This is a genomic window from Microbacterium sp. NPDC077663, assembly GCF_044542795.1.
Classification (GTDB): Bacteria; Actinomycetota; Actinomycetes; order Actinomycetales; family Microbacteriaceae; genus Microbacterium.
Map to the genome: position 1 here is coordinate 738519 of NZ_JBITVE010000002.1, position 26066 is coordinate 764584.

The 26066-nt window shown below is 70.4% G+C and carries 29 protein-coding genes; 9 read left to right on the forward strand and 20 right to left on the reverse strand.

The annotated features are described in order from the left end of the window. Window positions 1–4: 4 nt before the first annotated feature. From ACIGEP_RS11125 to purL, 4 genes are read right to left on the reverse strand one after another with little or no spacing between them, the layout of a single operon-like run. A complete protein-coding gene (locus ACIGEP_RS11125) occupies window positions 5–868 on the reverse strand; it encodes a hypothetical protein (protein WP_396661676.1) in 864 nt (287 codons plus the stop codon). A 34-nt stretch (window positions 869–902) separates the two neighbouring features. Then, a complete protein-coding gene (locus ACIGEP_RS11130) occupies window positions 903–1637 on the reverse strand; it encodes a YqjF family protein (RefSeq protein ID WP_396661677.1) in 735 nt (244 codons plus the stop codon). Between the two features lie 8 nt (window positions 1638–1645). Then, window positions 1646–1780: a hypothetical protein gene (locus tag ACIGEP_RS11135; protein WP_396661678.1), complete on the reverse strand. Its 135-nt coding sequence runs from the start codon at window positions 1778–1780 to the stop codon at window positions 1646–1648. After that, window positions 1777–4110 (reverse strand): phosphoribosylformylglycinamidine synthase subunit PurL, encoded by a 2334-nt coding sequence (gene purL / locus ACIGEP_RS11140; protein WP_396661679.1) that lies wholly within the window; start codon window positions 4108–4110, stop codon window positions 1777–1779. The genes ACIGEP_RS11135 and purL overlap by 4 nt, the downstream gene beginning before the upstream one ends. A gap of 125 nt (window positions 4111–4235) precedes the next feature. On the opposite strand from purL, the gene ACIGEP_RS11145 reads away from it, so the two are divergent. Together ACIGEP_RS11145 and ACIGEP_RS11150 are read left to right on the forward strand one after the other, a co-directional pair. Continuing rightward, window positions 4236–4832, forward strand: coding sequence for a septum formation family protein (locus ACIGEP_RS11145; RefSeq protein WP_396661680.1), 597 nt, complete (start codon window positions 4236–4238; stop codon window positions 4830–4832). Then, a complete protein-coding gene (locus ACIGEP_RS11150; protein WP_396661681.1) occupies window positions 4829–5365 on the forward strand; it encodes a septum formation family protein in 537 nt (178 codons plus the stop codon). Before ACIGEP_RS11145 ends, ACIGEP_RS11150 begins: the two co-directional genes overlap by 4 nt. Here ACIGEP_RS11150 and ACIGEP_RS11155 read toward each other — a convergent pair. After that, window positions 5362–5577: a hypothetical protein gene (locus ACIGEP_RS11155; RefSeq protein ID WP_396661682.1), complete on the reverse strand. Its 216-nt coding sequence runs from the start codon at window positions 5575–5577 to the stop codon at window positions 5362–5364. The genes ACIGEP_RS11150 and ACIGEP_RS11155 overlap by 4 nt on opposite strands. A gap of 97 nt (window positions 5578–5674) precedes the next feature. Between ACIGEP_RS11155 and ACIGEP_RS11160 the strand changes: the two genes are divergently transcribed. From ACIGEP_RS11160 to ACIGEP_RS11170, 3 genes are all read left to right on the forward strand, one after another. Then, window positions 5675–6013, forward strand: coding sequence for a TraR/DksA family transcriptional regulator (locus tag ACIGEP_RS11160; RefSeq protein WP_396661683.1), 339 nt, complete (start codon window positions 5675–5677; stop codon window positions 6011–6013). Window positions 6014–6074: 61 nt separating this feature from the next. Continuing rightward, window positions 6075–6434, forward strand: coding sequence for an ArsR/SmtB family transcription factor (locus ACIGEP_RS11165; RefSeq protein ID WP_396661684.1), 360 nt, complete (start codon window positions 6075–6077; stop codon window positions 6432–6434). A gap of 26 nt (window positions 6435–6460) precedes the next feature. After that, window positions 6461–7429 carry an SRPBCC domain-containing protein gene (locus ACIGEP_RS11170; protein WP_396661685.1) on the forward strand — a complete coding sequence of 323 codons (969 nt, stop codon included), beginning with the start codon at window positions 6461–6463 and terminating at the stop codon, window positions 7427–7429. Window positions 7430–7452: 23 nt separating this feature from the next. On the opposite strand, the gene sufU is transcribed toward ACIGEP_RS11170, so the two are convergent. Genes sufU through ACIGEP_RS11190 form a run of 4 tightly spaced genes read right to left on the reverse strand, consistent with a single transcriptional unit; the run spans window position 7453 to window position 12101 of the window. Further along, entirely contained in the window at window positions 7453–7914 is a 462-nt protein-coding gene (sufU, locus tag ACIGEP_RS11175) for a Fe-S cluster assembly sulfur transfer protein SufU (RefSeq protein WP_396661686.1), read from the reverse strand. After that, entirely contained in the window at window positions 7911–9206 is a 1296-nt protein-coding gene (locus ACIGEP_RS11180) for a SufS family cysteine desulfurase (RefSeq protein WP_396661687.1), read from the reverse strand. The genes sufU and ACIGEP_RS11180 overlap by 4 nt, the downstream gene beginning before the upstream one ends. Before the next feature lie 49 nt (window positions 9207–9255). After that, window positions 9256–10011, reverse strand: a complete 756-nt coding sequence (locus ACIGEP_RS11185) for a hypothetical protein (protein ID WP_396661688.1) — start codon at window positions 10009–10011, stop codon at window positions 9256–9258. Between the two features lie 35 nt (window positions 10012–10046). Next, the gene (locus ACIGEP_RS11190) at window positions 10047–12101 is read right to left on the reverse strand and encodes an APC family permease (protein ID WP_396661689.1); all 2055 of its coding nucleotides are present in this window, start codon (window positions 12099–12101) and stop codon (window positions 10047–10049) included. A gap of 62 nt (window positions 12102–12163) precedes the next feature. On the opposite strand from ACIGEP_RS11190, the gene ACIGEP_RS11195 reads away from it, so the two are divergent. Beyond that, entirely contained in the window at window positions 12164–13249 is a 1086-nt protein-coding gene (locus tag ACIGEP_RS11195) for a VanZ family protein (protein WP_396661690.1), read from the forward strand. Here the strand turns inward: ACIGEP_RS11195 and ACIGEP_RS11200 are convergent. The 4 genes from ACIGEP_RS11200 to ACIGEP_RS11215 are packed head-to-tail and all read right to left on the reverse strand — an operon-like array spanning window position 13243 to window position 17977. Next, the gene (locus tag ACIGEP_RS11200; RefSeq protein ID WP_396661691.1) at window positions 13243–14055 is read right to left on the reverse strand and encodes a hypothetical protein; all 813 of its coding nucleotides are present in this window, start codon (window positions 14053–14055) and stop codon (window positions 13243–13245) included. The genes ACIGEP_RS11195 and ACIGEP_RS11200 overlap by 7 nt on opposite strands. Beyond that, complete coding sequence (locus ACIGEP_RS11205) at window positions 14052–15266, reverse strand: amidohydrolase (protein ID WP_396661692.1); 1215 nt, start codon at window positions 15264–15266, stop codon at window positions 14052–14054. Before ACIGEP_RS11205 ends, ACIGEP_RS11200 begins: the two co-directional genes overlap by 4 nt. Window positions 15267–15276: 10 nt before the next feature. Beyond that, a complete protein-coding gene (locus ACIGEP_RS11210) occupies window positions 15277–16302 on the reverse strand; it encodes a LacI family DNA-binding transcriptional regulator (protein ID WP_396661693.1) in 1026 nt (341 codons plus the stop codon). 1 nt (window position 16303) lies between these two features. After that, a complete protein-coding gene (locus ACIGEP_RS11215; RefSeq protein ID WP_396661694.1) occupies window positions 16304–17977 on the reverse strand; it encodes an alpha-amylase family glycosyl hydrolase in 1674 nt (557 codons plus the stop codon). A gap of 76 nt (window positions 17978–18053) precedes the next feature. Between ACIGEP_RS11215 and ACIGEP_RS11220 the strand changes: the two genes are divergently transcribed. Further along, complete coding sequence (locus tag ACIGEP_RS11220) at window positions 18054–18572, forward strand: adenine phosphoribosyltransferase (protein ID WP_396661695.1); 519 nt, start codon at window positions 18054–18056, stop codon at window positions 18570–18572. A gap of 9 nt (window positions 18573–18581) precedes the next feature. Here ACIGEP_RS11220 and ACIGEP_RS11225 read toward each other — a convergent pair whose 3' ends face one another. Genes ACIGEP_RS11225 through ACIGEP_RS11245 form a run of 5 tightly spaced genes read right to left on the reverse strand, consistent with a single transcriptional unit; the run spans window position 18582 to window position 23040 of the window. Further along, window positions 18582–19499 carry a 2-hydroxyacid dehydrogenase gene (locus tag ACIGEP_RS11225; RefSeq protein WP_396661696.1) on the reverse strand — a complete coding sequence of 306 codons (918 nt, stop codon included), beginning with the start codon at window positions 19497–19499 and terminating at the stop codon, window positions 18582–18584. Window positions 19500–19519: 20 nt separating this feature from the next. Beyond that, window positions 19520–20320, reverse strand: a complete 801-nt coding sequence (locus ACIGEP_RS11230) for an ABC transporter permease (protein WP_396661697.1) — start codon at window positions 20318–20320, stop codon at window positions 19520–19522. After that, window positions 20317–21141, reverse strand: coding sequence for an ABC transporter permease (locus ACIGEP_RS11235; protein WP_396661698.1), 825 nt, complete (start codon window positions 21139–21141; stop codon window positions 20317–20319). Before ACIGEP_RS11235 ends, ACIGEP_RS11230 begins: the two co-directional genes overlap by 4 nt. Beyond that, on the reverse strand, window positions 21138–21959 hold the full coding sequence (locus ACIGEP_RS11240) for an ABC transporter ATP-binding protein (protein WP_396661699.1): 822 nt from the start codon (window positions 21957–21959) through the stop codon (window positions 21138–21140). Before ACIGEP_RS11240 ends, ACIGEP_RS11235 begins: the two co-directional genes overlap by 4 nt. Window position 21960: 1 nt before the next feature. Beyond that, window positions 21961–23040: an ABC transporter substrate-binding protein gene (locus ACIGEP_RS11245; RefSeq protein WP_396661700.1), complete on the reverse strand. Its 1080-nt coding sequence runs from the start codon at window positions 23038–23040 to the stop codon at window positions 21961–21963. A 133-nt stretch (window positions 23041–23173) separates the two neighbouring features. Here ACIGEP_RS11245 and ACIGEP_RS11250 point away from each other — a divergent pair, with 133 nt between their 5' ends. Further along, complete coding sequence (locus ACIGEP_RS11250) at window positions 23174–23605, forward strand: DUF1761 domain-containing protein (protein WP_396661701.1); 432 nt, start codon at window positions 23174–23176, stop codon at window positions 23603–23605. Between the two features lie 6 nt (window positions 23606–23611). Here ACIGEP_RS11250 and purQ read toward each other — a convergent pair whose 3' ends face one another. Together purQ and purS are read right to left on the reverse strand one after the other, a co-directional pair. Then, window positions 23612–24319: a phosphoribosylformylglycinamidine synthase subunit PurQ gene (gene purQ, locus ACIGEP_RS11255; protein ID WP_396661702.1), complete on the reverse strand. Its 708-nt coding sequence runs from the start codon at window positions 24317–24319 to the stop codon at window positions 23612–23614. Next, the gene (gene purS / locus ACIGEP_RS11260) at window positions 24316–24561 is read right to left on the reverse strand and encodes a phosphoribosylformylglycinamidine synthase subunit PurS (RefSeq protein WP_396661703.1); all 246 of its coding nucleotides are present in this window, start codon (window positions 24559–24561) and stop codon (window positions 24316–24318) included. The genes purQ and purS overlap by 4 nt, the downstream gene beginning before the upstream one ends. A gap of 224 nt (window positions 24562–24785) precedes the next feature. Between purS and ACIGEP_RS11265 the strand changes: the two genes are divergently transcribed. Further along, entirely contained in the window at window positions 24786–26054 is a 1269-nt protein-coding gene (locus tag ACIGEP_RS11265; protein WP_396661704.1) for an ABC transporter substrate-binding protein, read from the forward strand. Window positions 26055–26066 lie beyond the last annotated feature (12 nt).

Genomic DNA, 26066 nt, shown 5'->3' on the forward strand with positions numbered 1-26066 from the left:
CACCTTACGTGCGAGGTCGATCGTCTCGACCGCCGCGTCGCGACCGGTAGGCGTCGAGAGCGGATGCCGCCCCTTCGGCCGCGCGCGTGATGCCGTCGACCGAGCGGGCGATCGCCTCGCTCGCGATCACCGTCCAGACGGGTGCGGGGGACTCTTCGGACGGAGCGTCGGCCGGGCGGTGCCCGGCGCGGCGCCAGGCCTCCTGCTCCGCCGCCGCGAACGCCCGCCCGGCGTCGTCGACGGCCGCGCGGTACATCGTGAACTGCTCGGGGGTCAGCTTCGTCGTGGGGGATGCCGGGCGGTGCTCGCGAGCGATGCCCTCGAGGCGCAGGAACTCGGCCGTCGCGGGGACGCGCACGTCGCTCAGCGCGGGGAAGGCGAGGCGGCGGGCGGCATCCGTCTCGTACTCCATCCACCGCGCGGCGATCGCATCGTGGGTGGCCATGAGGCGGGCTAGGGGGAGGTGCTTCGGGTCGGTGCCGCGGGCGGGGACGGCGGCGCGCTCCGCACTCACCCGGGCGCGGGCGACGCGGATCGTCGCCGTCGCCGCGGCCTTGGCCCGCTGGGCGGTCTCGAGCGCACGGCGAGCGGCGCGCACGTCGTCGGGCCGGGCGCGGCCCGCGGCGCGTTCGGCTTCGGCGCGGGTGAGCTCGGCCTGCGCGACCCGTGCCGCGGCGCGCGCGCCGATCGCGTCGGTGCGCGCCTGCTGCAGCTCGTGCTGCGCCGCCTTCAGCCCGAGGCGCCTTGCGCGGGTCGACCGCCCGCGGCGCACGCCGACGAACCCGACCGCACCGGCGCCGACCGCGGCGGGGGCGACCCACCAGAACTCCGCCACTGCGGCCCCGATCGCGACGATCCAGAGCTGCATTCCGCCATGCTAGCCGCGCACGGTGACAGTGCTCTCAGGTGTTCACGCTCCGCGCACGCATGAACCGCGTGACCACCCCGGGGTGCCCGGCGGGCATCGCCAGGACGGAGTCCGGCGCTCTATCCGCGAGACCGGGGAACCCGGCATCCGCCAGCAGTCCGTCGTCGAGGCGCTCGACCTCGGCGCGGACCAGCGGCCACGGCTCGTGCTCGTTCGCGGCCCAGATCGAGCGTCCGAGGTGCCGTTCGTGGAAGCCCCAGCGCGCCGTGAGGAACCGGCTCAGCTCGTCGTCCACGCCCTCGGTTCCGGGGACGACGCGGATGCGGGTGCGTACGCGTTCACCGAATCCCGGATGCCGTCGCGACGCGTACTCGACCGTGTCGCCGTGCGTGCGCACCGCGGCCTTCGCCCACCGGTACGGGAGGCCGAACACGGCGCGGGCGCCGAGCACCGGCAGCAGGTGCTCGGCCTCGAGCGTCTGGAAGACGACACCGCGGCGGCCGTCGGCATCCTTCGCGTACGTCCGCACGTTGATCTCGACGAACCGGCCCACGAAGGGGACCGGGGGCAGCGGCAGGAAGCGGAACTCGCTGAGGACGAACGGGACGAGCCCGACCCAGGCCGAGCCGTCGAAGAGGTCGGGCTCGGTCCCCGCCGGCAGCAGCGGCACGACCTGCGACGGCTCGACCCGCCAGTGGAGGAAGCAGGCGCCGCTCCAGCGCTGCTGCAGCACCGCACGTCCCGGCAGGGCAGGCGCGGTGGCGTCCATGACCCGGGTCAGCCGAACAGGAGCGTGAGGACGGTCGCGCCGCCACCCACGAGCACCATCGAGACGATCACGGTCCACGCGATCACCTTCGTCCGGGCGCGCCTGCGCCCGACGAACTCGGCGTACTCCGGGTCGTCGCTCACGCGGGGACCTCGTCGACGATCGGACCGAACGCGGCGGGAAGGGTCGCCTTCGCGATGCGGCGCAGCTCGGGCACCGGGATCGAGAACACGTCCTGCACCTCGAGCGTCGACTGCTCGCCCTCGGGCGCGGAGTCGGTCACACCGATGCGCAGGACGGGGTAGCCGCGGCCCTCGCACAGGCCGCGGAACTTCACGTCCTCCTCGCGGGGCACCGACACGATGACCCGGCCGGTCGACTCGCTGAACAGGGCGGTCGCGGCATCCACTCCGTCGCGCTCCATGATCTCGCGCAGCCAGACGCGGGCACCGACGCCGAACCGCGTCGTGGCCTCGGCCAGCGCCTGCGCGAGTCCGCCGGCGGACAGGTCGTGGGCGCTCGAGACGAGCATCTCGTCGCGCGCGGCCTGCAGCAGGCCCGCGAGGGTCTTCTCGCCCGCGAGGTCGACCTTCGGCGGGCGCCCGCCGAGGTGGCCGTGGACGGTGTCGGCCCAGGCCGAGCCGTCGAGCTCGGTCGCGGTCGTGCCCAGCAGGTAGATGTTCTCGCCGGCATCCTGCCAGCCGCTCGGGATGCGGCGGGCGACGTCGTCGATGATGCCCAGCACGCCGACCACGGGGGTCGGGAAGATGGGCTGGTCGCCGGTCTGGTTGTAGAAGCTGACGTTGCCGCCGGTAACCGGGACGCCGAGCTCGAAGCACGCGTCGGCGAGGCCGTCGACGGCCTGGCCGAACTGCCACATGACCTCGGGGTTCTCGGGGCTGCCGAAGTTGAGGCAGTCGGTGACCGCCGTCGGCTGCGCACCCGTGACGGCCACGTTGCGGTACGCCTCGGCGAGGGCGAGCTGCGCACCCGCATACGGGTCGAGCTGGCAGTAGCGGCCGTTGCAGTCGGTCGCGATCGCGAAGCCGAGGCCAGACTCCTCGTCGACGCGGATCATCCCCGCGTCGTCCGGGAAGCTCAGGGCCGTGTTGCCCATGACGTAGTAGTCGTACTGGTTGGTGACCCACGACGTGTCGGCGAGGTTCGGGCTGCCGAGCAGCTGCAGGAACTGCTCGCGGAGCACCGTCGGGTCGTCGGTGCGCTCGAGGTGCGCGGCCGAGTCGTCGCGGAGGGCGTCGATCCAGGTGGGGTAGGCGACGGGACGCTCGTAGACGGGGCCGTCGACCGCGACCGTCGAGGGGTCGACGTCGACGATCTGCTCGCCGTGCCAGAAGATCTGCAGACGGCCGTCGCCGGTGACCTCGCCGAGGACGCTCGTCTCGACATCCCACTTCTCGACAACGGCGAGGAACGCGTCGAGCTTCTCGGGGGCGACGATCGCCATCATGCGCTCCTGGCTCTCGCTCATGAGGATCTCCTCGGGCGTGAGCGACGGGTCGCGCAGCAGCACCTTCTCGAGGTCGACCTTCATGCCCGAACCGCCGTTGGCGGCGAGCTCGCTCGTCGCGCACGAGATACCCGCGGCGCCGAGGTCCTGGATCGCCTCGACGAGTTCGCCCTGGTACAGCTCGAGGCAGCACTCGATGAGCACCTTCTCGGCGAACGGGTCGCCGACCTGGACGGCGGGACGCTTGGTGGGGCCGCCGTCGGCGAAGGTGTCGGATGCCAGGATCGAGGCGCCGCCGATGCCGTCGCCACCCGTGCGGGCACCGAAGAGGACGACCTTGTTGCCGGCTCCGGTCGCGTTGGCGAGCTTGATGTCCTCGTGGCGGAGGACACCGACCGCGAGCGCGTTGACGAGCGGGTTGCCCTGGTAGACCTTGTCGAAGACGGTCTCGCCGCCGATGTTGGGGAGGCCGAGGCAGTTCGCGTAGAAGCTGATGCCGCTGACGACGCCGTGCACGACGCGCGCCGTGTCGGGATCGGCGATGTCGCCGAAGCGGAGCTGGTCCATCACGGCGACGGGGCGCGCGCCCATGGAGATGATGTCGCGCACGATGCCGCCCACGCCGGTCGCGGCGCCCTGGAACGGCTCGATGTAGCTGGGGTGGTTGTGCGACTCGACCTTGAAGGTGACGGCCCAGCCCTCGCCGACGTCGACGACGCCGGCGTTCTGGCCCATGCCGACCATGAGCCGTTCCTTCATCTCGTCCGAGACCTTCTGGCCGAATCGGCGCAGGTAGATCTTCGAGGACTTGTAGGAGCAGTGCTCGCTCCACATCACGGAGTACATGGCGAGCTCGCCCGAGGTGGGGCGGCGTCCGAGGATCTCGCGGATCTTGTCGTACTCGTCGGGCTTCAAGCCGAGGGCGCCGTACGGCTGCTCCCGCTCCGGCGTGGCGATGGCGTTCTCGACGGTGTCTGCGATCGAGGGGCTGACTGGGGTGCTCACGCGGCTGGGCTCCAAGACTCGGGATGCCGGGGGACGCCCCCATCCTATCGGCGGCATCGTGTGCGGAACGGTCCGGTACCGGTACGCTGACGCCGTCAGCTCGGCGCGCACTCCTGGGGGAACACATGTCGACAGCAACGCGTCGCAGGCGCCTTCCCGCTGCTGCCGCCGCAGGGGTCATCCTCCTCCTCGCGGCCACGCCCCTGCTCGCGGGGTGCGCGGAGGTCATGCTCGGGGTCGCACGAGGGATCGTGCGGGCGGAGAACGGGCCGGTCGTTCCGCCCGAGGACGACGATCCGTCGTCGCATCTGCAGGTCAGCCTGAGCGCGCTCGATGTGGGCGACTGCTACGACATCCCCGAGCTCGACGAGTCGGCGCCCTCGTGGAGCTCGGCGGTCTATCCGGTGTCCTGCGACGAGCCCCACATGTACGAGCTGTACGCGGACATCGTTCTGTCGGAATCACGGTTTCCGGCGGACGAGTTCCCGGACGACGAGTATCCCGGTGAAGAAGACGTCTGGGCGGCGGCGGACGAGGTCTGCTACCCCGCCTTCGAGGCCTATGTCGGTGAGGCGTACGAGGACTCGCCGTTCGAGTTCTGGTACTACACGCCCGCCGAGCAGTCGTGGCGTCGCGGCGACCGTCAGGTCTTGTGCGTCCTGGGCCACGAGGAAGAGATGATCACGGGCAGCGCCGAGGGCAGCGGAGGGGAGACATCATGAGGCAGGCGCATCGTGCGGTTGTGCTGGGCGCCGCGGGGTTGCTTCTGGTCGGTCCCCTCCTGGCGGGATGCAGCGAGGCGAGCTTCTACGAGATGTCGGGCATGGTCTACCGCGATCCCGGCGGCACCATCACGGTGGGCGGTGAGCTCGACGTCTTCGATCTCGTGGTGGGCGACTGCTTCGCCGACGACGAGGGGGACGGCGGACCGGACGCGGACGGCAGGGTGTCGTCGGTGCGCGCGATCCCGTGCGATGACCCGCATCCGTACGAGGTCTTCCACGTCTTCTCCCTGCCGTGGCAACCGTACCCGGGCGACGACGCCGTGGTGCAGGCCGCGGACGACGGCTGCTATGCGGAGTTCGCGGACTTCGTCGGCCAGCCCTACGAGGACTCGTCAGTCGACTTCTCCTACTTCACGCCGCTCGAGGGCGAGTGGAAGGGCGGCCGTCACGACCGGATGGTGCAGTGCTTCGTCATCCCGAGCGGAGACGTGTCGGGGACGCTGGCGGACAGCGGACGCGAGGCGTCCTAGGCTCCCGGTTCGTCCGTCTCGCTCGGGTCGGAATCGATGACGCCGATACCGACGGCGTGGTGGCTGGGCTCCTCGTCCTGCTGCGCCGGCGCCTTGGGCTCCTCGCCGGGCTCCTTGGCGACGCTGGGCTCCTCGAGCTCGTCGGTGTCGGGCATCTCCTCGGGGTCGGCGTGCTCCGTGCCCTCGTTGTCCGTGCCTTCGTTGTCGGCCATGGCGGCTCCTTCCGTTGCGTCCACTGTGCGGGTGGGATGCCGCGGTCGCGACGGTCTTGACGACCTCGCCGTCGGTGGGTACGCCTACGCTGACCGGATGGATCCGATCGAGCGGCTGAGGGAGCGCGAGCGTGAGCTGCGGGCTCAGCTCGCGCGCCTCGAGGCGGATGACGCGGCCCTCCGCGTCGATCGCTCGGACGCGACGGCGGACGACGAGCACGACCCCGAGGGCTCCACGCTCTCGGGCGAATGGCAGCGGGTCGATGCTCTCCGGGCGTCCACGCGCGACGAGCTCGCGCAGGTCGCGATCGCGCTGTCGCGGGTGGATGCCGGGACGTACGGCGTCTGCGAACGGTGCGGACGGCCGATCCCCGAGGCACGCCTCGAGGTGCGCCCGCAGGCGACGATGTGCGTCGCGTGCGCCTCGCTCGGCTGAGGTCGCTCGAGTCGCGAATCGCTCTTGACGCCGCGGGTCCGCTGCCCTAACGTACAACCAAATGGTTGCACAAATGGAGCTCAGCGATGACCAGATCGACCGCGTCTTCCACGCGCTCGCCACAGCGACGCGCCGCGACATCCTGCGTCGCACCCTCCAGCACGAGCAGTCCATCTCCGCGCTGGCGGCCGACTACGACATGTCGTTCGCGGCGGTGCAGAAGCACATCGCGGTGCTCGAGGCGGCCGAGCTCGTCGTCAAGCGTGCCGACGGCCGCGAGCGACTCGTCCGAGCGGACCCCGAGATGATCGCCCGGGCTCGCGCGCTCCTCGCGCAGTACGAAGACCTGTGGCGTGCCCGCATCGACCGCCTCGATGCGCTGCTCGCCGAACCCGAACCCGAACCCGAACCCCAGAACTGACCGATCGTCCACCGAAGGAGAAGGACATGCCCGTCACCGACATCACCACCGACACCGAGAACCTCACGATGACGCTCACCGCCGACGTCGACGCCCCCGTCGACCGGCTCTGGCGAGCGTTCACCCAGCCGCGTCAGCTCGAGCGCTTCTGGGGCCCTCCCGGCTGGCCGGCCACCTTCACCGCCTTCGACTTCACCGTCGGCGGCCACGCGCACTACGCGATGACCAGCCCGCAGGGCGAGAAGTCCCGCGGAACGTGGGAGTTCCTCGCCATCGACGAGGGGCGCAGCTTCGAGGTCCTCGACGCCTTCGCCGATGAGAATGGCGAACCGATGGCGGAGTTCCCGTCGATGCGCATGGTCTTCGCGTTCACCGAGACCGCCGGTGGGTCGCGCCTGTCCAACGTCACTCACTTCACCTCGGCCGAGGCGCTGGAACAGGTCGTCGCGATGGGCGCCGTCGAGGGATCCCGCATGGCGATGGACCAGCTCGACACGGTGCTGCACGGGCTGCGCGAGTGGTTCCAGAGCAAGGGCACGAACGTCGAGCTGCTCGACGACACCCACGTGCGCATCACCCGCCTCGTCGACGGACCCCGCGAGCTCGTGTGGCGCGCGCACCACGAGCCGGAGCTCATGAAGAAGTGGATGCTGGGTCCCGACGGCTGGTCGATGGTCGAGTGCGTCGTCGGCGACCACTACCGCTACGTATGGGAAGAGGGCGGCAACCCCGAGAGTCGCTTCGGTTTCGAGGGCGAGACCCTCCTGGTCGACGAGCCCCGACGCTCGGTGAGCACCGAGAAGATGATCGGCATGGACGGACCGTCGACCACGAACGACCTGCAGTTCTACGAGGAGGACGGCGCCACCCTGCTGACGCTGCTCATCGAGTACCCCGACAAGGACACACGCGACATGATCCTCGCCACCGGCATGGCCGACGGCATGGAGAGCTCCTACGCCCGCCTCGAGCGCGAGGTGCTGCAGGCGGCCTGACGTCGAGGCTGCGCAACGGCGGTTCAGGCCCGGGCGAGGGCGTCCTCGAGCGCGACCCACGCGAGCATCGCGCACTTCACACGGGCCGAGAACTTCGACACTCCCGACAGCGCCGCCGCGTCGGCGAACGTCTCCTCGTCGAGAGGGATCGCGCCGCGCGAGCGGAGCGCCTCGCGGAACCCGTCGATCAGCTTCACGGCATCCTCGCGCGGCAGTCCGTCGTTGCCGCCGTCCTCCTCGACGAGAGCGGCGAGCATCGACGCGGACGCCTGAGAGATCGAGCAGCCCGACCCCTCCCACGAGAGGTCGACGATCCGCTCGCCGGCGTCGTCGACGCGCACGCGCAGCGTGATGTCGTCACCGCACATCGGGTTGTGCTGGTGCGAGCTCGCGGTCCGTCCCTCCTCCGGCGACAGGCCGCGCCCGTGCGGATGCTTCGAGTGGTCGAGGATGAGCTCCTGATACAGCGAGTCGAGACCGTTCATGCGTCCACTCCGAAGTAGGAACGGATGCCTCCTACGGCATCCACGAGGGCATCGACATCCTCGTCGGTGTTGTAGAGCGCGGCGGAGGCGCGGACGGATGCCGTCACGCCGAACCGCCGGTGCAGGGGCGCCGCACAGTGATGTCCGACCCGCACGGCGATGCCCTGCGCATCGAGGTACTGACCGGCGTCGTGCGCGTGCACGCCGTCGACCGTGAAGCTCCACAACCCGACACGCTCCGAGCTCTCGGCGTCGCCCAGCAGGCGGATGCCGGGGATGTCGACGAGCCCCTCGCGCATGCGCGACGCCAGGCGAGCTTCATGCGCGTGCACGGCGGGCATCCCGGCATCCTCGAGGTACGACACCGCGGCGGCCAGGCCGATCGCCGGACCGATCGGCTGGGTGCCCGCCTCGAACCGCTGCGGCGGCGGCAGGTACCCCGCCTCCTCCAGCGTGACGGTCGTGATCATCGATCCGCCGGTGAGGAACGGCGGCAGCGCCTCGAGCACGTCGCTCCGGCCGTACAGGCCGCCGACGCCGTAGGGGCCGAGCATCTTGTGACCGCTGAAGACCGCCAGGTCGACGCCCATCGACGGCAGGTCGAGGCGCATGTGCGGGGCGGACTGGCAGGCGTCGAGCACGGTGAGCGCGCCGACCGCCTGCGCCAACGCGACGATCTCGGCGACCGGGTTCACGATCCCCAGCACGTTGGACACGTGCGAGAAGGCGACGATCCGGGTGCGCTCGCCGATGATCTGGGCCGCGGCATCCAGGTCGAGCCGGCCGTCGTCATGCACGGGGATGTGCCGCAGCACCGCGCCGGTGCGCGCCGCGAGTTCCTGCCACGGGATGAGGTTCGCGTGGTGCTCGGCCTCGGTCGCGACGATCTCGTCGCCGGGCTGCAGCGCGAACCGAGCGGATGCCGGTGCCCCCCGCCCGAGCGTCGCGTTGCCGATCGCATACGCCACCAGATTCAGCCCCATCGTCGCGCCGCTCGTCCAGACGAGCTGCTCGGCGCGGGCGCCGACGAAGCGCGCGACGGTGGCCCGGGCATCCTCGAACAGATCGGTCGCCTCGGCGGCGAGCGTGTGCGCGCCGCGATGCACGGCGGCGTTGCTGCGGGTGAGGAAGTCGTACTCGGCCTGCAGGACCTGGCGCGGCTTCTGGCTCGTCGCCCCGGAGTCGAGGTAGACGAGCGGGTGCCCGTTCACCTCCTGCTGGAGGATCGGGAAGTCCGCGCGCAGCCGGGCAGCATCGAGCGTGGCCGACTCGGACAGGGCAGGAGAAGTCACCCCTCTAGGCTACGCCGGTGGCGGGTCCCGAGGCCGGTCGCGCCGGGCGTCAGAGCTCGGAGTACGGACGGTACGTGATGGATACGACCGTTTCATCCGCGGGGTCGATGTTGACCCACGGCGAGTACCCGTCGAGCTCCGCATCGTCTTCCGGCGCGTCTGCGCGGTCGATCGCGAAGAAGAAGCGCGGTTCACCCTCGGGCATCTCCACCTCGCGGTCGGGTCCGAGGGCGCGCACCTCATCGGCGGTGAGACCGATCGCGAGGTCGAACTCCGGCGTGATCGCGACGTCGCCCACGTCGGCGCCCGTGATCGTGACGAAGGCGGGGATGAAGTACTCGTCCCGCGACTTGCCGCCCTCGGTCGGGATCATGTCGAAGTACGTGAACCCGTCCCACATGTACGAGGTGTAGTCGGGGAAGTGCGTGCCGTCGCCCTCGTAGATCGACTGCGACGGCTCCGCGCCGAACGCGTCCGTGAGCGCCGTCACGGCGGCATCCGCGTCGTCGCGCCACCCGTACGTGTACAGCTCGGACCCGTCGTCCGCGACGATCGTGAAGCCTTCCGCACCCACGACGGCCTCGCTCGCCATCGGGTCCGCTGTCTCTGCCCCGGTCTCGGTGGGTGTCGGCGCCGCCTCGGACGGACCGGAGGCCTCCGGCGCCGGCGAGCCTGCTCCCGGAGCTGCGACCGATGCAGGCATCCGATTCAGCAGCAAGACGATCGCGACGACGACGGCGATCGCGAGCACGCCCGCGAGGGTCAGCAGCGGGATGAGGTTGCGTGGACGTCGAGACTCGGCCATGCGCCTCATCATGGCAGTCCGCGCACATTCATCCATCAGTTTTCGGAATGCTCCACCAAACCGTAATGACGCTGGTCGACACGGCCGCCACGGTCGTCACCGGGGAGTGGCCGCGAGCGGCGTCCGTAGACGATCTCGGACGAGTCGAGCAGCCACGGCACGAGGGTCACGGTGACGCCGTGCACCATCATCAGCTGCTGCGCGATGCGGCGTGCGCGGCGGTTGTGCAGCGGAGTCTCCCACCAGTGGCCCACGATGTACTGCGGCAGGTAGACGGTCACGACCGACGGTCCGTGCTTCTCGCGGTACTTCTCGATGAAGCCGGTCAGCGGCGACGCGTAGTGGCGGTAGGGCGAGTCCACCACGACGAGGGGCACCGGCATCCGGTGGTACTCCCAGTCGGCCTTGAGCTCGGCGATGTCGTCGGTCGTGACGGCGACGTGGACCGCGAGGGTCTTGTCGTGCTTGGCGGCCAAGGCGTAGTCGATTGCCTTCGCGACGGGCTTCTGCAGCTTGCCGACGAGGATGATGGCGAGGTCGCCCGAGGAGCCGTATCTCACGGAGTCGTCCATCTCGATCTCGTGCTCGACGTCGCGGTAGTACCGGTTGACGCCGATCATGAGGAACGCGAGCACGGGCATCGCCAGGAAGACGAGCCACGCGCCGTGGGTGAACTTCGTGACGGTGACGACCACGAGGACCGCCACGGTGAACGCGGCTCCCACGCTGTTGATGACGAGCCCCGCCGTCGCCTCACGCCGGGCCGACGCGGGACGACCCTTCAGCAGCCGCAGCTCGCGGCGCCAGTGACGCACCATGCCGATCTGCCCGAGCGAGAACGACACGAACACACCGATGATGTAGAGCTGGATGAGGGTCGTCAGGTTCGCCTGGAAGACGACGAGGATCGCGATCGCCGCGCCGCCGAGGATCAGCATCCCGTTCGAGAAGACGAGGCGGTCGCCGCGCGAGTTGAGCGCCTTCGGTGCGTAGCTGTCACGGGCGAGCACCGAACCGAGCAGCGGGAACCCGTTGAAGGCGGTGTTGGCGGCCAGCAGCAGCACGCACGCGGTCGCCGCCTGGATCACGAAGAAGAGGATGGAATCGCCGCCGAACGTCGCAGCGGCGACCTGGGCCATGAGGCTCGGCTGGGGTGCGGATTCGCAGTCGAAGCCGATGAGCTTGCAGGGGTTCTCGGCGTAGTGCACACCCGCGATGAGGGCGAGGGCCGTGAGTCCGGCGAACAGCACGATCGCGATGCCGCCCATGAGTACGAGGGTCGTCTGCGCGTTCTTGACCTTCGGCGTGCGGAAGGCGGGCACGCCGTTGCTGACCGCTTCGACGCCGGTGAGGGCGGAGCATCCGCTCGAGAAGGCGCGCAGCAGGAGCAGGATGAACGCGACCTGCGACAGGCTCTCGGCCTCGACGGTGAAGTCGGCGCTCGAGGCGACGGGGGCATCGCCCACCGCCCACCGGAACAGGCCGGTCACGATCATGAGGGCGACCGACCCGATGAAGACGTACGTCGGGATCGCGAAGGCCTGCGACGCCTCGCGCACGCCGCGCAGGTTGACGATGACCAGCAGGATGACGAAGCCCACCGCGAGCTCCACCCGCCACGGGTCGAGCATCGGCAGCGCCGAGATGATGTTGTCCACGCCCGACGAGACCGACACGGCGACCGTCAGCACGTAGTCGACGAGCAGAGCGGATGCCACGACGACACCGGCCTTCTCGCCCAGGTTCGTGCGCGCCACCTCGTAGTCGCCGCCGCCCGACGGGTAGGCCTTGATCAGCTGCCGGTAGCTGAGCACCACGACGATGAGGAGCACGACGACAGCGGCCGCGACCGGCGGCGCGAAGGCCATGAACGCGGTGCCGCCGAGCAGCAGGATCATCAGCAGTTCCTGAGGTGCGTAGGCGACCGATGAGAGCGCGTCCGAGGCGAAGATCGGCAGCGCCCGCTTCTTGGGCAGGAGCTGCCCCTCGAGCTTTTCGGTGTCGAGGGGTTCGCCGATCAGCATGCGCTTCACGGCGGGGGAGGGGGCCGCGTTCGGATCGCGGCTGTCACTGGTCACGGCGGGCGACATTACGCCTACCGCGAACGCGGTGCAACGTGAGGCGAATGCGGCGTCGTCCCTAGACTCCAGGGATGACCGGCCAGATCTTCCCCGCTGCGGTGGCCGTGCTCTTCGGAGCCGTGGTCGGACTACTGCTCTTCGTCCCGATCGTCGCGATCAGCTACCGGCGACGGGGGCGATTGACCCTCGGCCGACTGGGCTTCTGGGCGGCATCCCTCGTCTACTTCATGGCGCTGTGGACCTACACGCTGCTGCCCCTTCCCGCCTCCGACGACTATCGCTGCGCGGGCGCCGTGCTCTCGCTCGGGCCCACCGTCGACGATGTCGTCGGTGCGTTCGCCGACGGTGCGGCCCTCACCGACGTCCGGCTGCTGCAGGTCGTCTTCAACGTGCTGCTGTTCGTGCCCCTCGGCTTCCTTCTCCGGGTCGTGACGCTGCGGGGGGTGATCGTCGCCCTGCTGGCGGGCCTCGGTCTGTCGCTCCTGATCGAGCTGACGCAGCTCACCGGCGTCTGGGGCCTCTACCCCTGTGGTTACCGCCTCTTCGACGTCGGCGACCTGACCACCAACACCCTGGGCGCCCTGATCGGCTCCGTCGCCGGCCTGCTCGTCCCGACACGCGTGCGCGGGCTGACCAGGGCAGCTGATGCCGGTGCCCCACGCCCTGTGACGCGGAGGCGCCGTGTGCTCGCCGCCCTGTGCGACCTCCTCGGCGCCACGATCGTCGGGGGCGCAGCGGGCACCGTCATCCAGCTCTTCCTGCAGTTCGCGCTGCGTCGTGAAGACCTCGTAACCGACGCCGTGATCGCGGACATCGCCGCGGGATGGACTCCGATCCTGATCTGGTCGACCGTGGTCCTCGCCACCGGTCGCACGGTGGGCGACCTGGCGGTCGAGCTGCGCTACGAGGGCGGGCGTCAGGCGGAGTGGGTGGCGCGGCTGCTGCGCTTCGTCGGCGGTATCGGCGGGTACCTGCTGCTCGGTCTGATCGTCGGCGATGGCGGCGCGATCGCCGGGCTGTTCGCGCTCGTGTCGGTCGTGCTGGTCTTCACAACACGCTCCGGCCGCGGCCTTCCGGGGCTTGTGACCGGGCGTCACCTGACCGACGCGCGGGCCCCCGTGTCACAGATCGACGTGACGGGCGCCGAGGATCACTGACCGCGGGCGCGGAACGTGTACGTGATCGTCGCGACCTTCTGCGCGGATTCGTCGGACTCGACGAAGGCGCTGAAGACCCGCTCGCCGTTGTTGTAGAACGTGCCGCGGCCCTCGCCGTAGGTCAGGCGCAGACGACCGTTCGTGAGCGCGAACTCGTCGAACGGGCCCTTGCTGCGAGCCTGGTCGATCGTGTCACCGACGGCGACACCGAACTCGTTGGTGACCTGGACGTCGGCCGGCAGGCCCGCGCTGACCGTCACCCACGTCGGTGCCGGCACCTCGCTGCGCGAGCGTCCGCCATCGCCGAGGAAGACGTCGTAGAGGCGGAAGCCGGGCCACACGTGGATGTCGTACGCCCAGTTCTCGGCGTCGCCGTTGACGAAGTCCTCTTCGGGAGCGGTGCCGAACGCTTCGGTGAGTGCCGCGATCGCGGGAGCCGCGTCATCCGCCCACTGGTGCGTGAACTCGCCGTCCGCCGACGTGATCGTGAAGCCCGAGCCGTTCACGGCGATGATCGACGCCGCCGCCGGGGGCTCTTCGGCGGGAGTCTCGGAGGGCTGCGGCTGCTCCTGCGGGGTCGTCGACGTCGGCTGCGGGGCGGCGGAGCTCGGGGCCGGCGGTGCGGCCGTCGTGGGCTCGGTCGCGCGCAGCAGGTACGCGCTCACGACGACGATCACGGCGACCAGCAGCACGCCGGCGACGGCGCCCAGGATCATCGGGACGCGGTTCGGGTTCTCGGGGCGCTCCGGCTCGCGGTGCTCCTGCGGGTCGAGGGGGGCGAAGGGCAGCCAGTCGTCGTTGCTCATGCGAGGAACTCCCGCGCGGCGACGGCGAGGGCGTCGACACCGCGCTCGATGGTCGGATGCAGAACGGGGGCGAAGTACGGAGAGTGGTTCGTAGGGATGTCGCGCGAGATCGTGCCGGCAGCGGCGGCATCCGCGTACTGCTGCGGGTCGACGCCGCCCCAGAACCAGTAGACGAGCGGGGCACCGGATTCGCGGGCGAACCACGAGACGTCCTCGCTGCCGGTGAACATGCCGGGGTCGACGACCGTGCCCTCGCCGAACGCGCGGTCGAGCGCGGCGGTCAGCCGGGCCGTCGCATCCGCGTCGTTGATGGTCGGCGGCAGGGAGTGCAGCGTCGCGATCGTCGGTTCCTGCTCCGCACCGGATGCCGCGGCCTCGGCCCGGACGACCCGCTCGACACGGGCGAGGATGTCGGCGCGCGCCTCGTCGTTCGGGTAGCGCAGGCTCAGCTCGAGGGTCGCCTCGGCGGGGATGATGTTGTTCTTCAGCCCCGCGTGGATCGCACCGACGGTGACGACGGCCATCTCGCGCGGGTCGACCTCTCGGGAGACGATCGTCTGCAGGCGCATCACGGTGGCCGCCGCCATCACGACGGGGTCGATCGTCGCGTGCGGGCGCGAGCCGTGGCCGCCGCGGCCGTGCAGCGTGACGGTGATGCCGTCGGATGCCGCCATCTGCGTTCCCGGACGCACACCGATCGTTCCGGCCGGGAGCGGGGTCAGGTGCTGGCCGAGGACGACGTCGGGCTTCGGGTACCGGTCGAACACGCCGTCGGCGATCATCGCCTGCGCGCCCGCGCCGTACTCCTCGGCGGGCTGGAAGACGGCGACGACGGTGCCGGACCACTCGCCCCGCGTCGCCTGCAGCTTCTCGAGGGCGCCCAGCAGCGCGGTGACGTGCATGTCGTGGCCGCAGGCGTGCATGACCGGAACGTCCTGCCCGGCCGGGTCGACGCCACGGGCGGTGCTGGCGTAGGGGAGGCCGGTCTGCTCGGCGACGGGCAGGCCGTCCATGTCGGCACGGAGCCAGACGACCGGACCGTCACCGCTGCGGACGACGGTGACCACACCCGTGCGGCCGACGCCCTCCTCGTACTCGAGGCCGAGCGCCGCGAGCTCGCGCGTGATGACGCCGGCTGTCCGGGTCTCCTGGAACGACAGTTCCGGATGCCGGTGCAGATCGGTGTAGATCGCTTCGAGATCGAGAGGCATGCCCACGAGCCTACGGCGCGGGAGCCCTCGGTACCTCCGCGAGTCCTCCATGCGGAGCGCTCGTCGAGGTGCGTTCGACCAGGCGGAACGACAGCTCCCCGAGCTCGGCGCGACCGTCGACGGCGGCCAGGACGGCGTCCGCGGCTCGCTCGCCCTGCTCGTGCGGGAACTGCGCGATCGTGGTCAGCCCGAAGAAGTCGTCCATCTCGTGGCCGTCGACGCCGACCACCGAGAGGTCGCCGGGGACGTCGAGTCCGTGATCCCGCGCCGCGAAGAGGGCGCCGAAGGCGAGTTCGTCGGACGCCGCGAAGATCGCCGTCGGGGGCTCCGCGCCCCGCAGCAGCGCGTCGGCCGCCCGGTAGCCGCCGTCGATCGTGAAGTCGGCGGCCACGAACGGGGCAGCGGGGATGCCGGCATCCGCCATCGTCGTCGCGAACCCGTGCCGGCGCAGCGACGGGATGTCGAGGCCCGGGTCCCCGGGGTACCCGGCGCCGATGTGGGCGATGCGACGGTGTCCGAGGGCGAGCAGGTGCTCGGTGGCCAGGCGCGCGACGGCGACGTCGTCGACCCGCAGCGCCGGCAACCGGGGGCTCGGGGCCCCGAGCCCCACGACGGGGAGGTCCAGCGCCAGCAGACGGTCGACCTCGTCGTCGGCGAGGGTGAGAGAGAGGACGATGAGCCCGTCCACGCGCCCGCGGCGCAGCGAGACGTCGAGCACACCGTCGCGTTGGGCGCGGTCGGCGCTCATGCTGTAGAGCGTCATGTCGTACCCGCGCGGGGTGAGCCGGCTCGCGATCCCGTCGAGCACGTTCGCGAAGAACCAGCGGTCGAGCAGCGGCACCACGACACCGATGTTCGCCGCGTGCCCCGTCGCGAGAGCGGATGCCGCCGCCGAGACCACATAGCCGAGGTCGGCCGCGGCGGCGCGCACGCGGGCGCGGGTCGCATCCGAGATGCGCCCGCGCCCGCTGAGTGCGCGAGAGACGGTCGCCGCCGACACGCCTGCGGCGCGGGCGACGTCGTCGATGCCGGTCACGTCAGTCCGCGGCGATCCACACCGTGGTGTCGGCGGGCAGTTCCCGACCGAGGAACGCGTCGCTCTCGACGAGCAGCGTGCCCTTGGGCAGGGCGACCGGCGTCGAGCCGACGTTCGCGACGACGGTCACGTCGCCGTTGCGGAACGCGATGACGTCGTCGCCGAACCCGTCCAGCCACTCGAGGTCGCCCGAGCCGAGCTCGTGCGCGCGACGGGTGGCGAGCAGCGTGCGGTAGAGCCACAGCGTCGACTCGGGCTGGTCCTCCTGCACGTCGCGGGCGAGGGCGCTCCACTCGGCCGGCTGCGGCAGCCAGCTCTCGCCCGTCGGGCTGAAGCCGAACGCGCCCTGATCGGCGGTCCAGGGCAGCGGCACGCGGCATCCGTCACGTCCGTAGCGCTCGCCGTCGGTGCGGAACCAGGTCGGATCCTGGCGGACGTCGTCGGGCAGCTCCATCGCCTCGGGGAGGCCCAGCTCCTCGCCCTGGTACAGGTACGACGAGCCCGGCAGGGCGAGCATCAGAGCGGTCGCGGCGCGGGCGCGGCGCAGACCCGCGGCGGCGTCGGGCTTGCCGGGGGTCTTCGGTCCGACACCGTGGCCCTGCGGGTGACCGGGCATCGCGAGCCGGGTCGCGTGGCGGATCACGTCGTGGTTCGACAGGACCCAGGTCGCCGGGGCGCCGACGGCGGGGAAGGCCCGCAGGGACTCGCTGATGACGACGCGCAGCTGCGCGGCATCCCACTCGCTCATCGCGTAGGGGAAGTTGAACGCCTGGTGCATCTCATCGGAGCGCACCCACTTGGCGGTCTCGTCGACCGTCGGCAGCCACGCCTCGGCGCACAGGGCGCGATCGCCCTCGTACTCGTCGAGCACGCGGTGCCATTCGCGCCACACCTCGTGCACGCCGTCCTGGCCCCAGTAGGGGACGGGCTCGGCGCCGCCCATCGAGTCCGCCTCGGCGGGCGGGGTGTAGTCGGGCAGGCCGTCGGCCTTGATGAGGCCGTGCGCCACATCGACGCGGAAGCCGTCGACACCGCGGTCGAGCCAGAAGCGGAGCGTCGCCTCGAACTCGGCGCGCACCTCGGGGTTGTTCCAGTCGAAGTCGGGCTGCGAGGAGTCGAAGAGGTGCAGGTACCACTGGCCGTCCGCCACGCGGGTCCAGGCCGGGCCGCCGAACACGGACTCCCAGTTGTTGGGGGGCAGCTCGCCGTCCTCGCCCGTGCCGTCGCGGAACATGTACCGCGCACGCTCGGGGCTTCCGGGTTCGGCCGCCAGGGCCTGCTGGAACCAGACGTGGTTGTCGGAGGAGTGGTTCGGGACGAGGTCGATGATGACCCGGATGCCGCGGGCGTGGGCCGCCTCGAGCATGTCGTCGAAGTCTCCGAGGGTGCCGAAGAGCGGGTCGACGTCGCGGTAGTCGGCGACGTCGTAGCCGGCGTCCTTCTGCGGCGACGTGAAGAAGGGGCTGAGCCAGACGGCGTCGACGCCGAGCGAGGCGAGATCGTCGAGGTGCGCCGTGATGCCGGGCAGGTCGCCGATGCCGTCGCCCGAGGCGTCCGCGAACGAGCGGGGGTAGATCTGGTAGATCACGGCGGTGCGCCACCACTCGGCGCCGGGGCGGCTCTCGCCGATCGGGGCCAGCGTCGAGGTGACGGTCGAGACGGGGGTCGAAGTCATGCGCGTCAGCCTAGCGCAAGCGCTTGCGCACCCCGCAACAGGCGGCATCCAGCGCGAGGCGAGTACCCTCGACCCAGTGAATCCCGACGCACTCGCCCGAGCCGAATCGCTCATCGCGACGATCCCCGACTTCCCCGAGCCCGGCATCCTCTTCCGCGACATCTCGCCGCTGCTGGCGGATGCCGCGGCCCTCCGCACGACCGCAATGGCCATGGCCGAGCCGTTCCTCGGCTCGTTCGACGTGGTCGCCGGCGTCGAGGCGCGCGGCTTCCTGCTCGCCGGTGCGATCGCGGTCGCGTCGGGAACGGGACTCGCGCCGATCCGCAAAGCCGGCAAGCTGCCGCGCCCCGCCGGATCGGTCAGCTACGACCTCGAGTACGGCAGCGCGACGATCGAGATGACCGACGACCTCGTCGCCGGTGCGCGCGTCCTCCTCGTCGACGACGTGCTCGCGACCGGCGGCACGCTGCGCGCCGGCCAGCAGCTCCTCGAGCAGCTCGGCTACACGCTCGCCGGCACCTCGGTGCTCATGGAGCTGACCGCACTCGACGGCCGCGCCGTCTGCGGCGACGTGCACAGCGTCTTCACCGTCTGAGCGGGGTGCTCACGTCCGGATGACGACGTTCTCCGGCTCCTCACCCGCCAGTAGGTGCCCGATCTGTCGGCGGAGCAGGCGCACGACCCGCGGGTGCATCGCGTCGGTCGCGCCGCCGACGTGCGGGGCGATGACGACGCCCTCGAGCGTCCACAGCGGGTGATCCTCGGGGAGCGGTTCGGGATCGGTGACGTCCAGGGCCGCACGGATGCCGCGGCTGCGCACGTGTGCGACGAGGGCGTCCGTGTCGACGAGGGACCCGCGACCGACGTTCACGATGAGAGCCCCCTCGGGAAGGGTTGACAGGAACGCGTCGTCGACGATGTGCCGCGTCGCCTCGCCCCCGGGAAGTGTGACGACCACGATGTCGACGCCGGGCAGCAGCTCGGGCAGCTCGTCGACCGCGTGGACGTGCACGCCGTCTTCGTCGCGGGCGGTCGAGGCGACCGCGACGAGGTCGACCTCGAAGGGCGCGAGACGCGCGGCGACGGCCTTGCCGACGCCGCCGTATCCCAGCACCATGACGCGGCGGTCGGCGAGCCCGGTCGCCTGGAACGGGCGCCACTGCCGCGCATCCTGTGCACGGACGAACCGGTCGATGCCCCGCTGCGCAGTCAGTGTCAACGCGACGGCGAGCTCGGCCGTCGACGCCTCGTGCACGGTCGTCGCGTTGGCGAACAGCACGCCGGCGGGAAGACGTCCCTCGATGCCCTCGTAACCGATCGACTGACCCTGGACGAGTCCGACCTCGACTCCCTCGAGCCAGGGGAGGGGACTGCCCGAGGCCATGTACGGCGGGACCACGATGTCGATGCGCGGGCGGGGCGAGGCGGCATCCATCTTCCAGACGAACACGTCCGCGCCGTCGATGTCGGCGAGGTCCTCGGCGAGGCGGTCGGTGGGCACGCTGACGCTGATCGAAGCCATGCTCCGAGGCTACCGTCGGGTCACTCGACGGTCGTCGCCATACCCATCCGGGCGAGGACGACGTTCTCGACGATCTGCACGAGGTTGTAGAGCACGAGCGTCACGAGCGTGATGATCGCGACCGATGCCCACAGATCGTCGAACCGTGCTTGCGCCGAGAGCTTCTGGATCGCCCCGCCGACGCCCGTTCCCGTCGACAGCCACTCGGCCAGCAGCGCACCGGTCACCGCGCCCGGGACCGACACCCGCGCCGCGGCGAACAGCGACGGCAGCGCACCCGGCACGTCGACCTTGCGCAACTGCGTCCACCGCCCGCCGCCGTAGACACGCACGAGGTCGAGGCTCTGCGGCGACGCGCGCGACAGGCCGAACAGGATCGAGGCGAGCGCGGGGAACAGCACGACGATGCTCCCGATGACGGCGACGGATGCCGCGGTGCCGCGTCCGGTGATGAGGATGATGACCGGGGCGATGGCGACGAGCGGGATGCTGCGCAGCAGCAGGGCGAGCGGCATCACACCGGCCTCGACGGCGCGCGAGAGGGAGAAGACGATCGCGAGGACGAGTGCGGCTGCCATGCCGGTCACGAAGCCGAGCGCGGCGTCGCCGAGGGTCTGCCGCACGAGAGGGACCAGGGCGTCGCGGTGGGCCGCAGCATCCTCGTCTGCGAACAGGAACTCCCACACGTCAACGGGACCCTTGGCGATGTACGGCGAGATCCCGGTGAAGGTGACCACCGCCCACCACGCGGCGACGACGATGACGAGCGTCAGTGCGGCGTTCGCGGTGGAGCGCCCCAGCGCGCGGCCGGCGCCCTTCACGAGCGGGCTCCGGCGACCCAGGGGGTCACGATCCGCGAGAGCAGGCCGAGGAGTACGTAGCCGAGGAGGGCGACGAGCGCGGTCAGCAGGAACACCGCCCACACGCGGGGCGAGTCGAGGTCGCCCTGCAGCTTGATGAGGGTGATCCCGACGCCCCGATCGATCCCCCCCATGTACTCGCCGAGGATCGCGCCGAGGAACGCCGTCGGCACCGCGATCTGCAGGGCGTTGAGGATCGCCGGCGCCGCCGCGATCAGGCGCACCTTGCGCAACTGCGTGAAACGGGAGCCGCCGTAGACGCGGACGACGTCGAGTGCGGCGCGGTCGGCGGCCTTGAATCCGACGAGCGCTCCCACGACGGTCGTGAAGAAGACGGCGAGGGCGGCGAGGAAGATCGCGGTCGCGCTGAGGTCGCCCGCGCGCTTCGCGGCCGGCAGGACGACGACGGCGATACCGCCGACGGCGACGACGGGCAGGCAGTAGCTGACCACCGCGATCTGGGTCACGACGGTCTCGGCCCTCGGGATGAGCAGGACGACCGAGGCGAGGAGCAGGGCGATCGCGTTCCCCCACGCGAACCCGATGAGGGCTTCGGAGATCGTCACCTGGAAGACCGGCCAATACGCCGCGAGGCCGTCGGAGGCGATCGTCGTGAACACCGTCCACGGGTCGGGCACCGGGGTGAAGGTGGTCCCCGGCGCCGGCACGAAGGCGGTCGCGGAGAACAGCCACCACGCACCGAGCAGGGCGGCGACCCCCACGACGGCGGCGGTGCCCCGCGGTGCGCGTCGCGGCCGCCGGGGTGCGGGGGTGCTCGTCATGACTCGGCGGCCGCGCGGCCGTCGCCCGTGAAGAGCAGATCGGAAGCCCGATCCACGAGCGCGTGGAACTCCGGAGTCCGCTGCATCTCGGGCAGACGAGGGCGCGGCAGGTCGACCTCGATGACCTCCTTGATCCGACCGGGTCGGGGCGACATCACGGCGACGCGGTCGGAGAGGAAGATGGCCTCGGAGATGCCGTGGGTCACCATGAGGGTCGTCGCCGGCTTCTCGGTCCAGATCCGGAGCAGCTCGAGGTTGAGGTTCTGCCGGGTCATGTCGTCGAGGGCACCGAACGGCTCGTCGAGAAGCAGCACCGAGGGCTTGAGGCTCAGGGCCCGGGCGATCGACACCCGCTGGCGCATCCCGCCCGACAGCTGTGCCGGCTTGGCCTTCTCGAATCCGCGGAGCCCCACGAGTCCGATCAGCTCGTCGATGTAGTCGCGGTCGGGGGTGCGCCCGGCGACCTCGAACGGCAGGCGGATGTTCGCGAGCACGCTCCGCCAGGGCAGCAGGGCGTGGTCCTGGAACGCGATGCCGAGCTCGTGGTCGCGCCGCAGCTGTGCGGGGGACTTGCCGTCGACGCGGACGTCGCCGCGCGTGGGCTGTTCGAGGTCGGCGAGGATGCGCAGGATCGTGGACTTGCCGCATCCCGAGGGTCCGAGCAGTGACAGGAACGACCCCTGATCGGTGTGCAGGTGCGTGTCGGAGAGGGCCTCGACGGTGCGGCCCCGACCGGTGTGGAAGGTCTTCGCGAGACCGTCGATGCGGATGCCGGTGCCCGCGAGGGCTCCGGCATCCGCGACGTTGGTGCTGGTCATGTCAGGGCAGGTAGTCCTTGAGTTCGGGGTTCTCGGCGTAGATCTCGTCGATGATCGTCGTGTCGAAGAGGTCTTCGACGCTGACGTCCCAGCCGGCGGCGGCGAGGGAGTCCACCGTCTGCTGCTGGAGTTCGTCGGAGATCGTGAACAGGCCGTTCGCCTCGGTCTCGTCGGTCGAGACGAGGAGGTTCTGCGCCTCGATCCCCTTGGCCGTCTTCTCGGGGTCGAGGGCGCCGAACACGGACTCGAGGCCGTCCTCGGACTCCTCGGCCGCCTGGTTGTAATACTTCTCGACGAGCGACACGGTGTCCTCGACCGGCTCCTGGAAGACGTGGGTCCAGCCCTTGATCTCGGCGGTGAGGAAGTCCTTCAGCAGCTCCTCGTTCTCGGCGAGGTACTGGTCGGTGACCGTGAAGGTCTCGGCCACGTAGGGAACGCCGTTCTCGGCGTAGGCGAGGTTCGTGACGTCGTAGCCGGCGAGCTCGACCGTGAGGGCCTCGTTCGTCAGGTACGCCATGAAGCCGTCGACCTCGCCGTTCATGACGGGGGTGGGGTTGAAGTCGACCGGGACGACCTCGACATCGGCCGGGTCGATGCCGTTCGCATTGAGCAGCGCCGCGAAGACCGAGGCATTCGAGTCCTGCACACCGATCTTCTTGCCGACCAGGTCCTGCGGCGTCTGGATGTTCGCGCCGTCGGCGAGCGAGAGGATCGTGAACGGGTTCTTCTGGAATGTGGCGCCGATGATCTTCAGGGGTGCGTCCTGCTCGGCGACGGCCGCACCGACGGATGCCGCATCGCTCAGCGCGACCTGCACGGTGCCCGAGAGCAGCTTGGCGACACCGGTGTCGGGGCCGGAGATGCCGACGACGTCGGAGAAGCCGGCATCGTCGTAGTACCCCTTCTCGTAGGCGTAGAACTCGCCGGCGAACTCCTCGTTCTTGATCCAGGAGTACTGGACGCTGATCTCGCCGTGGTCCTCCGATCCGCCGGAGGATGCCGGTGCGCCGCCGGAGGCGCAGCCGGCGAGGACGAGGGTGGCCGCGGCGGCAAGGGCGACGAGGGGGGCGAAACGGCGCAAGGGGACTCCTTGATCATGCTGCGGGTGACATGCGAGGGTGCGGATCCGACGCTAGACCTCGCGTATTTCCGCATCGTTTCGCCCGCGTGGCGCTACTGTCGCCCTCACAGCCCATCGGTGTCAGGAGGTCCCCGTGGTTCCCGAGATCAACTATTGGAGCGTCATCCTCGCCACCCTCGCGGGGACCGCGGTCGGCGCGATCTGGTACGGCCCGAAGACCTTCGGGCCGAGATGGGCGCGCCTCGCGCGCGTCGTGACGGACCGGCCGAAGGGGTCCGCGGCCATCGCGATCGGCGTCTCGACGCTCGTCACGTTCGCGACGGCGTGGGTGCTGGCGGGCGCGACGACGATCGCCTGGCACTTCTACGCGGGGTCGTACCTGTGGGCGGCGATCGTGACGGCGGTGCTGCTGTGGGCGGGGTTCACGGCCGCGCGGGTGATCACGCACGACGGTTTCGAGGGGCGCCCGTCCTCGCTCACCGTGATCACGATCGGCTACGAACTGACCGTCGCAGTCGTCATGGCCGTGATCATCGGCGTGTGGCCGCCCGCCGGGACGGTGTGACCGGACTCAGGCGGCGGTGTGCACGACCGCCGAGACCGCGGCGGTGAAGAAACGCAGACCGTCGACCCCCGACCGCATGGCGGCGGCGGTGTCGGGGCCGAAGCCGGGCTCGATCGCATGCTCGGGGTGCGGCATGAGGCCCACGACGTTGCCGTGCTCGTTCGTGAGGCCGGCGATGTCGTCCATCGAACCGTTGGGGTTGACGCCCGCGTAGCGGAAGGCGACGAGGCCCTCGCCCTCGACCCGCTTGAGCGTCTCGTCGGAGGCGATGTACCCGCCGTCGGCGTTCTTGAGCGGGATGACGATCTCCTGGCCGCGGCGGAACTCGCTCGTCCACGCGGTGTCGGCGTTCTCGACCACGAGGCGCTGGTCGCGGCGGATGAACTGCTGGTGCGCGTTGCGGATCAGGCCGCCGGGCAGCAGGTGCGCCTCGACGAGCATCTGGAAGCCGTTGCAGATGCCGAGGACGGGCATGCCCTTGGCGGCGGCATCCTTCACCTCGGACATGATCGGCGCGAGTGCGGCGATCGCGCCGGCGCGCAGGTAGTCGCCATAACTGAAGCCGCCCGGGAGGACGAGCGCGTCGACTCCCTCGAGGTCGTGGGAACCGTGCCAGAGCGCGACGGGCTCGGCACCGGCGAGCCGGACGGCGCGGCGGGCGTCGCCGTCGTCGAGCGAGCCGGGGAAGGTGATGACCCCGATGCGGACCGTCACTCGACGACCTCGATGCCGACGACGTCCTCGATCACGGAGTTCGAGAGGATCTCCTCGGCGATGGTCCGTGCCGCGGCGAGGGTCTCCTCGTCGGCGGTCTCGACGGTGAGCTCGAAACGCTTGCCGATGCGCACGTCGCCGAATCCGGCGTGGCCGAGTCGGTGCAGCGCACCGGCGACGGCCTTCCCCTGCGGGTCCAGGAGCTCGGCCTTGGGCATGACGTCGACGACGATGGTGGGCATCAGAAAGCTCCGGGATGTCGCGGGCAGGGGTGCGCGACCAGTCTAGAGCCCGCGCCGCACCGCCCGTGATCCCCGTCATCATGCGGGCGTGACCAAACCGTGATCACCGTCGTGGGAGCGCTCCCTTGACACTCGTGGGAGCGATCCCATATCGTCATCGCCAACCGCTGAGAGCGCTCCCACCACCTGCACCTCGCGCTCTCCACACCACAAAGGAGTGTCCTGTGAACTCACGCGCCCTGCGTCGCGTCGGCGTCCTCGCCGCCGTCGCATCGACGTCCGCCCTCGCCCTGGCCGGTTGCGCCGGCGGCGGCGAGCCCGCCGCGAACGGTGACGAGAAGGTCACGCTGACCATCGCCACCTTCAACAACTTCGGCTACACCGACGAGTTCCTCCGGAAGTACGAGGACGAGAACCCGAACGTCACGATCGTCCACAACAAGGCGGCGGAGTCCGGCGACGCCCGCAAGAACTTCTTCCAGAAGCTCGGCAAGGGTGGACTCGCCGACATCGAGGCCGTCGAGGTCGACTGGCTGTCCGAGGCGATGCAGTACTCGGACCTGCTGGCTCCCGTTCCGGACGACCTCAAGGGCCGCTGGCTCGACTGGAAGGAAGCCGCTGCGACGGATGCCGACGGCAACCTCATCGGCTACGGCACCGACATCGGGCCGCAGGCGATCTGCTACCGCGCCGACCTGTTCGAGGCGGCGGGTCTCCCGTCCGAGCCCGCCGAGGTCGAGGCCCTCTTCGACGGCGACTGGAACACGTACTTCGACGTGGCCGACCAGTACCGCGAGGCATCCGGTAAAGCGATGATCGACTCGGCCAACTCGGTCCTGCAGGGCATCGTGAACCAGATCGAGTACACCTACGACGAGCCCGACGGAACGGTCATCGCGACCTCGAACCCCGAGATCGCCGACGCCTACAAGAGCGTCGTCGAGCGCGCCGTTCCGAACTCGGCGTACTCCGCGCAGTGGGGCGACGACTGGATCGCGTCCTTCCAGGGCGACGACTTCGCGACGGTCCTGTGCCCCGGCTGGATGCAGGGCATCATCGCCGGCTACGCGCCCGACCAGGCGAACTGGCGGATCGCGAACACCTTCCCGAACGGCGGCGGAAACTGGGGTGGCTCGTACCTGACCATCCCGGCCAACGGCAAGAACGTCGCAGAGGCGCAGAAGCTCGCCGACTGGCTGTCGGCCCCCGAGCAGCAGGTCGAGGCGTTCCTCAACGTCGGTGCGTTCCCCAGCCAGGTCGACGCGTACGAGAACGCCGACCTGACGGCCTACGTCAACGACTACTACGGCGGCGCCAAGACCGGTGAGATCGGTGCCGACCGCGCCGAGGCCGTGACTGTGCAGCCCTTCAAGAGCGCGAACTACTTCACGTACCACGACGCTCTGCAGAACGCGGTCAACCGCGTCTTCGACGGCTCGGAGTCCGAGTCGGCCGCCTGGGACACCTGGGTCGCCGAGGTCGAGGCCTTCTGACCCGTTCCTGAC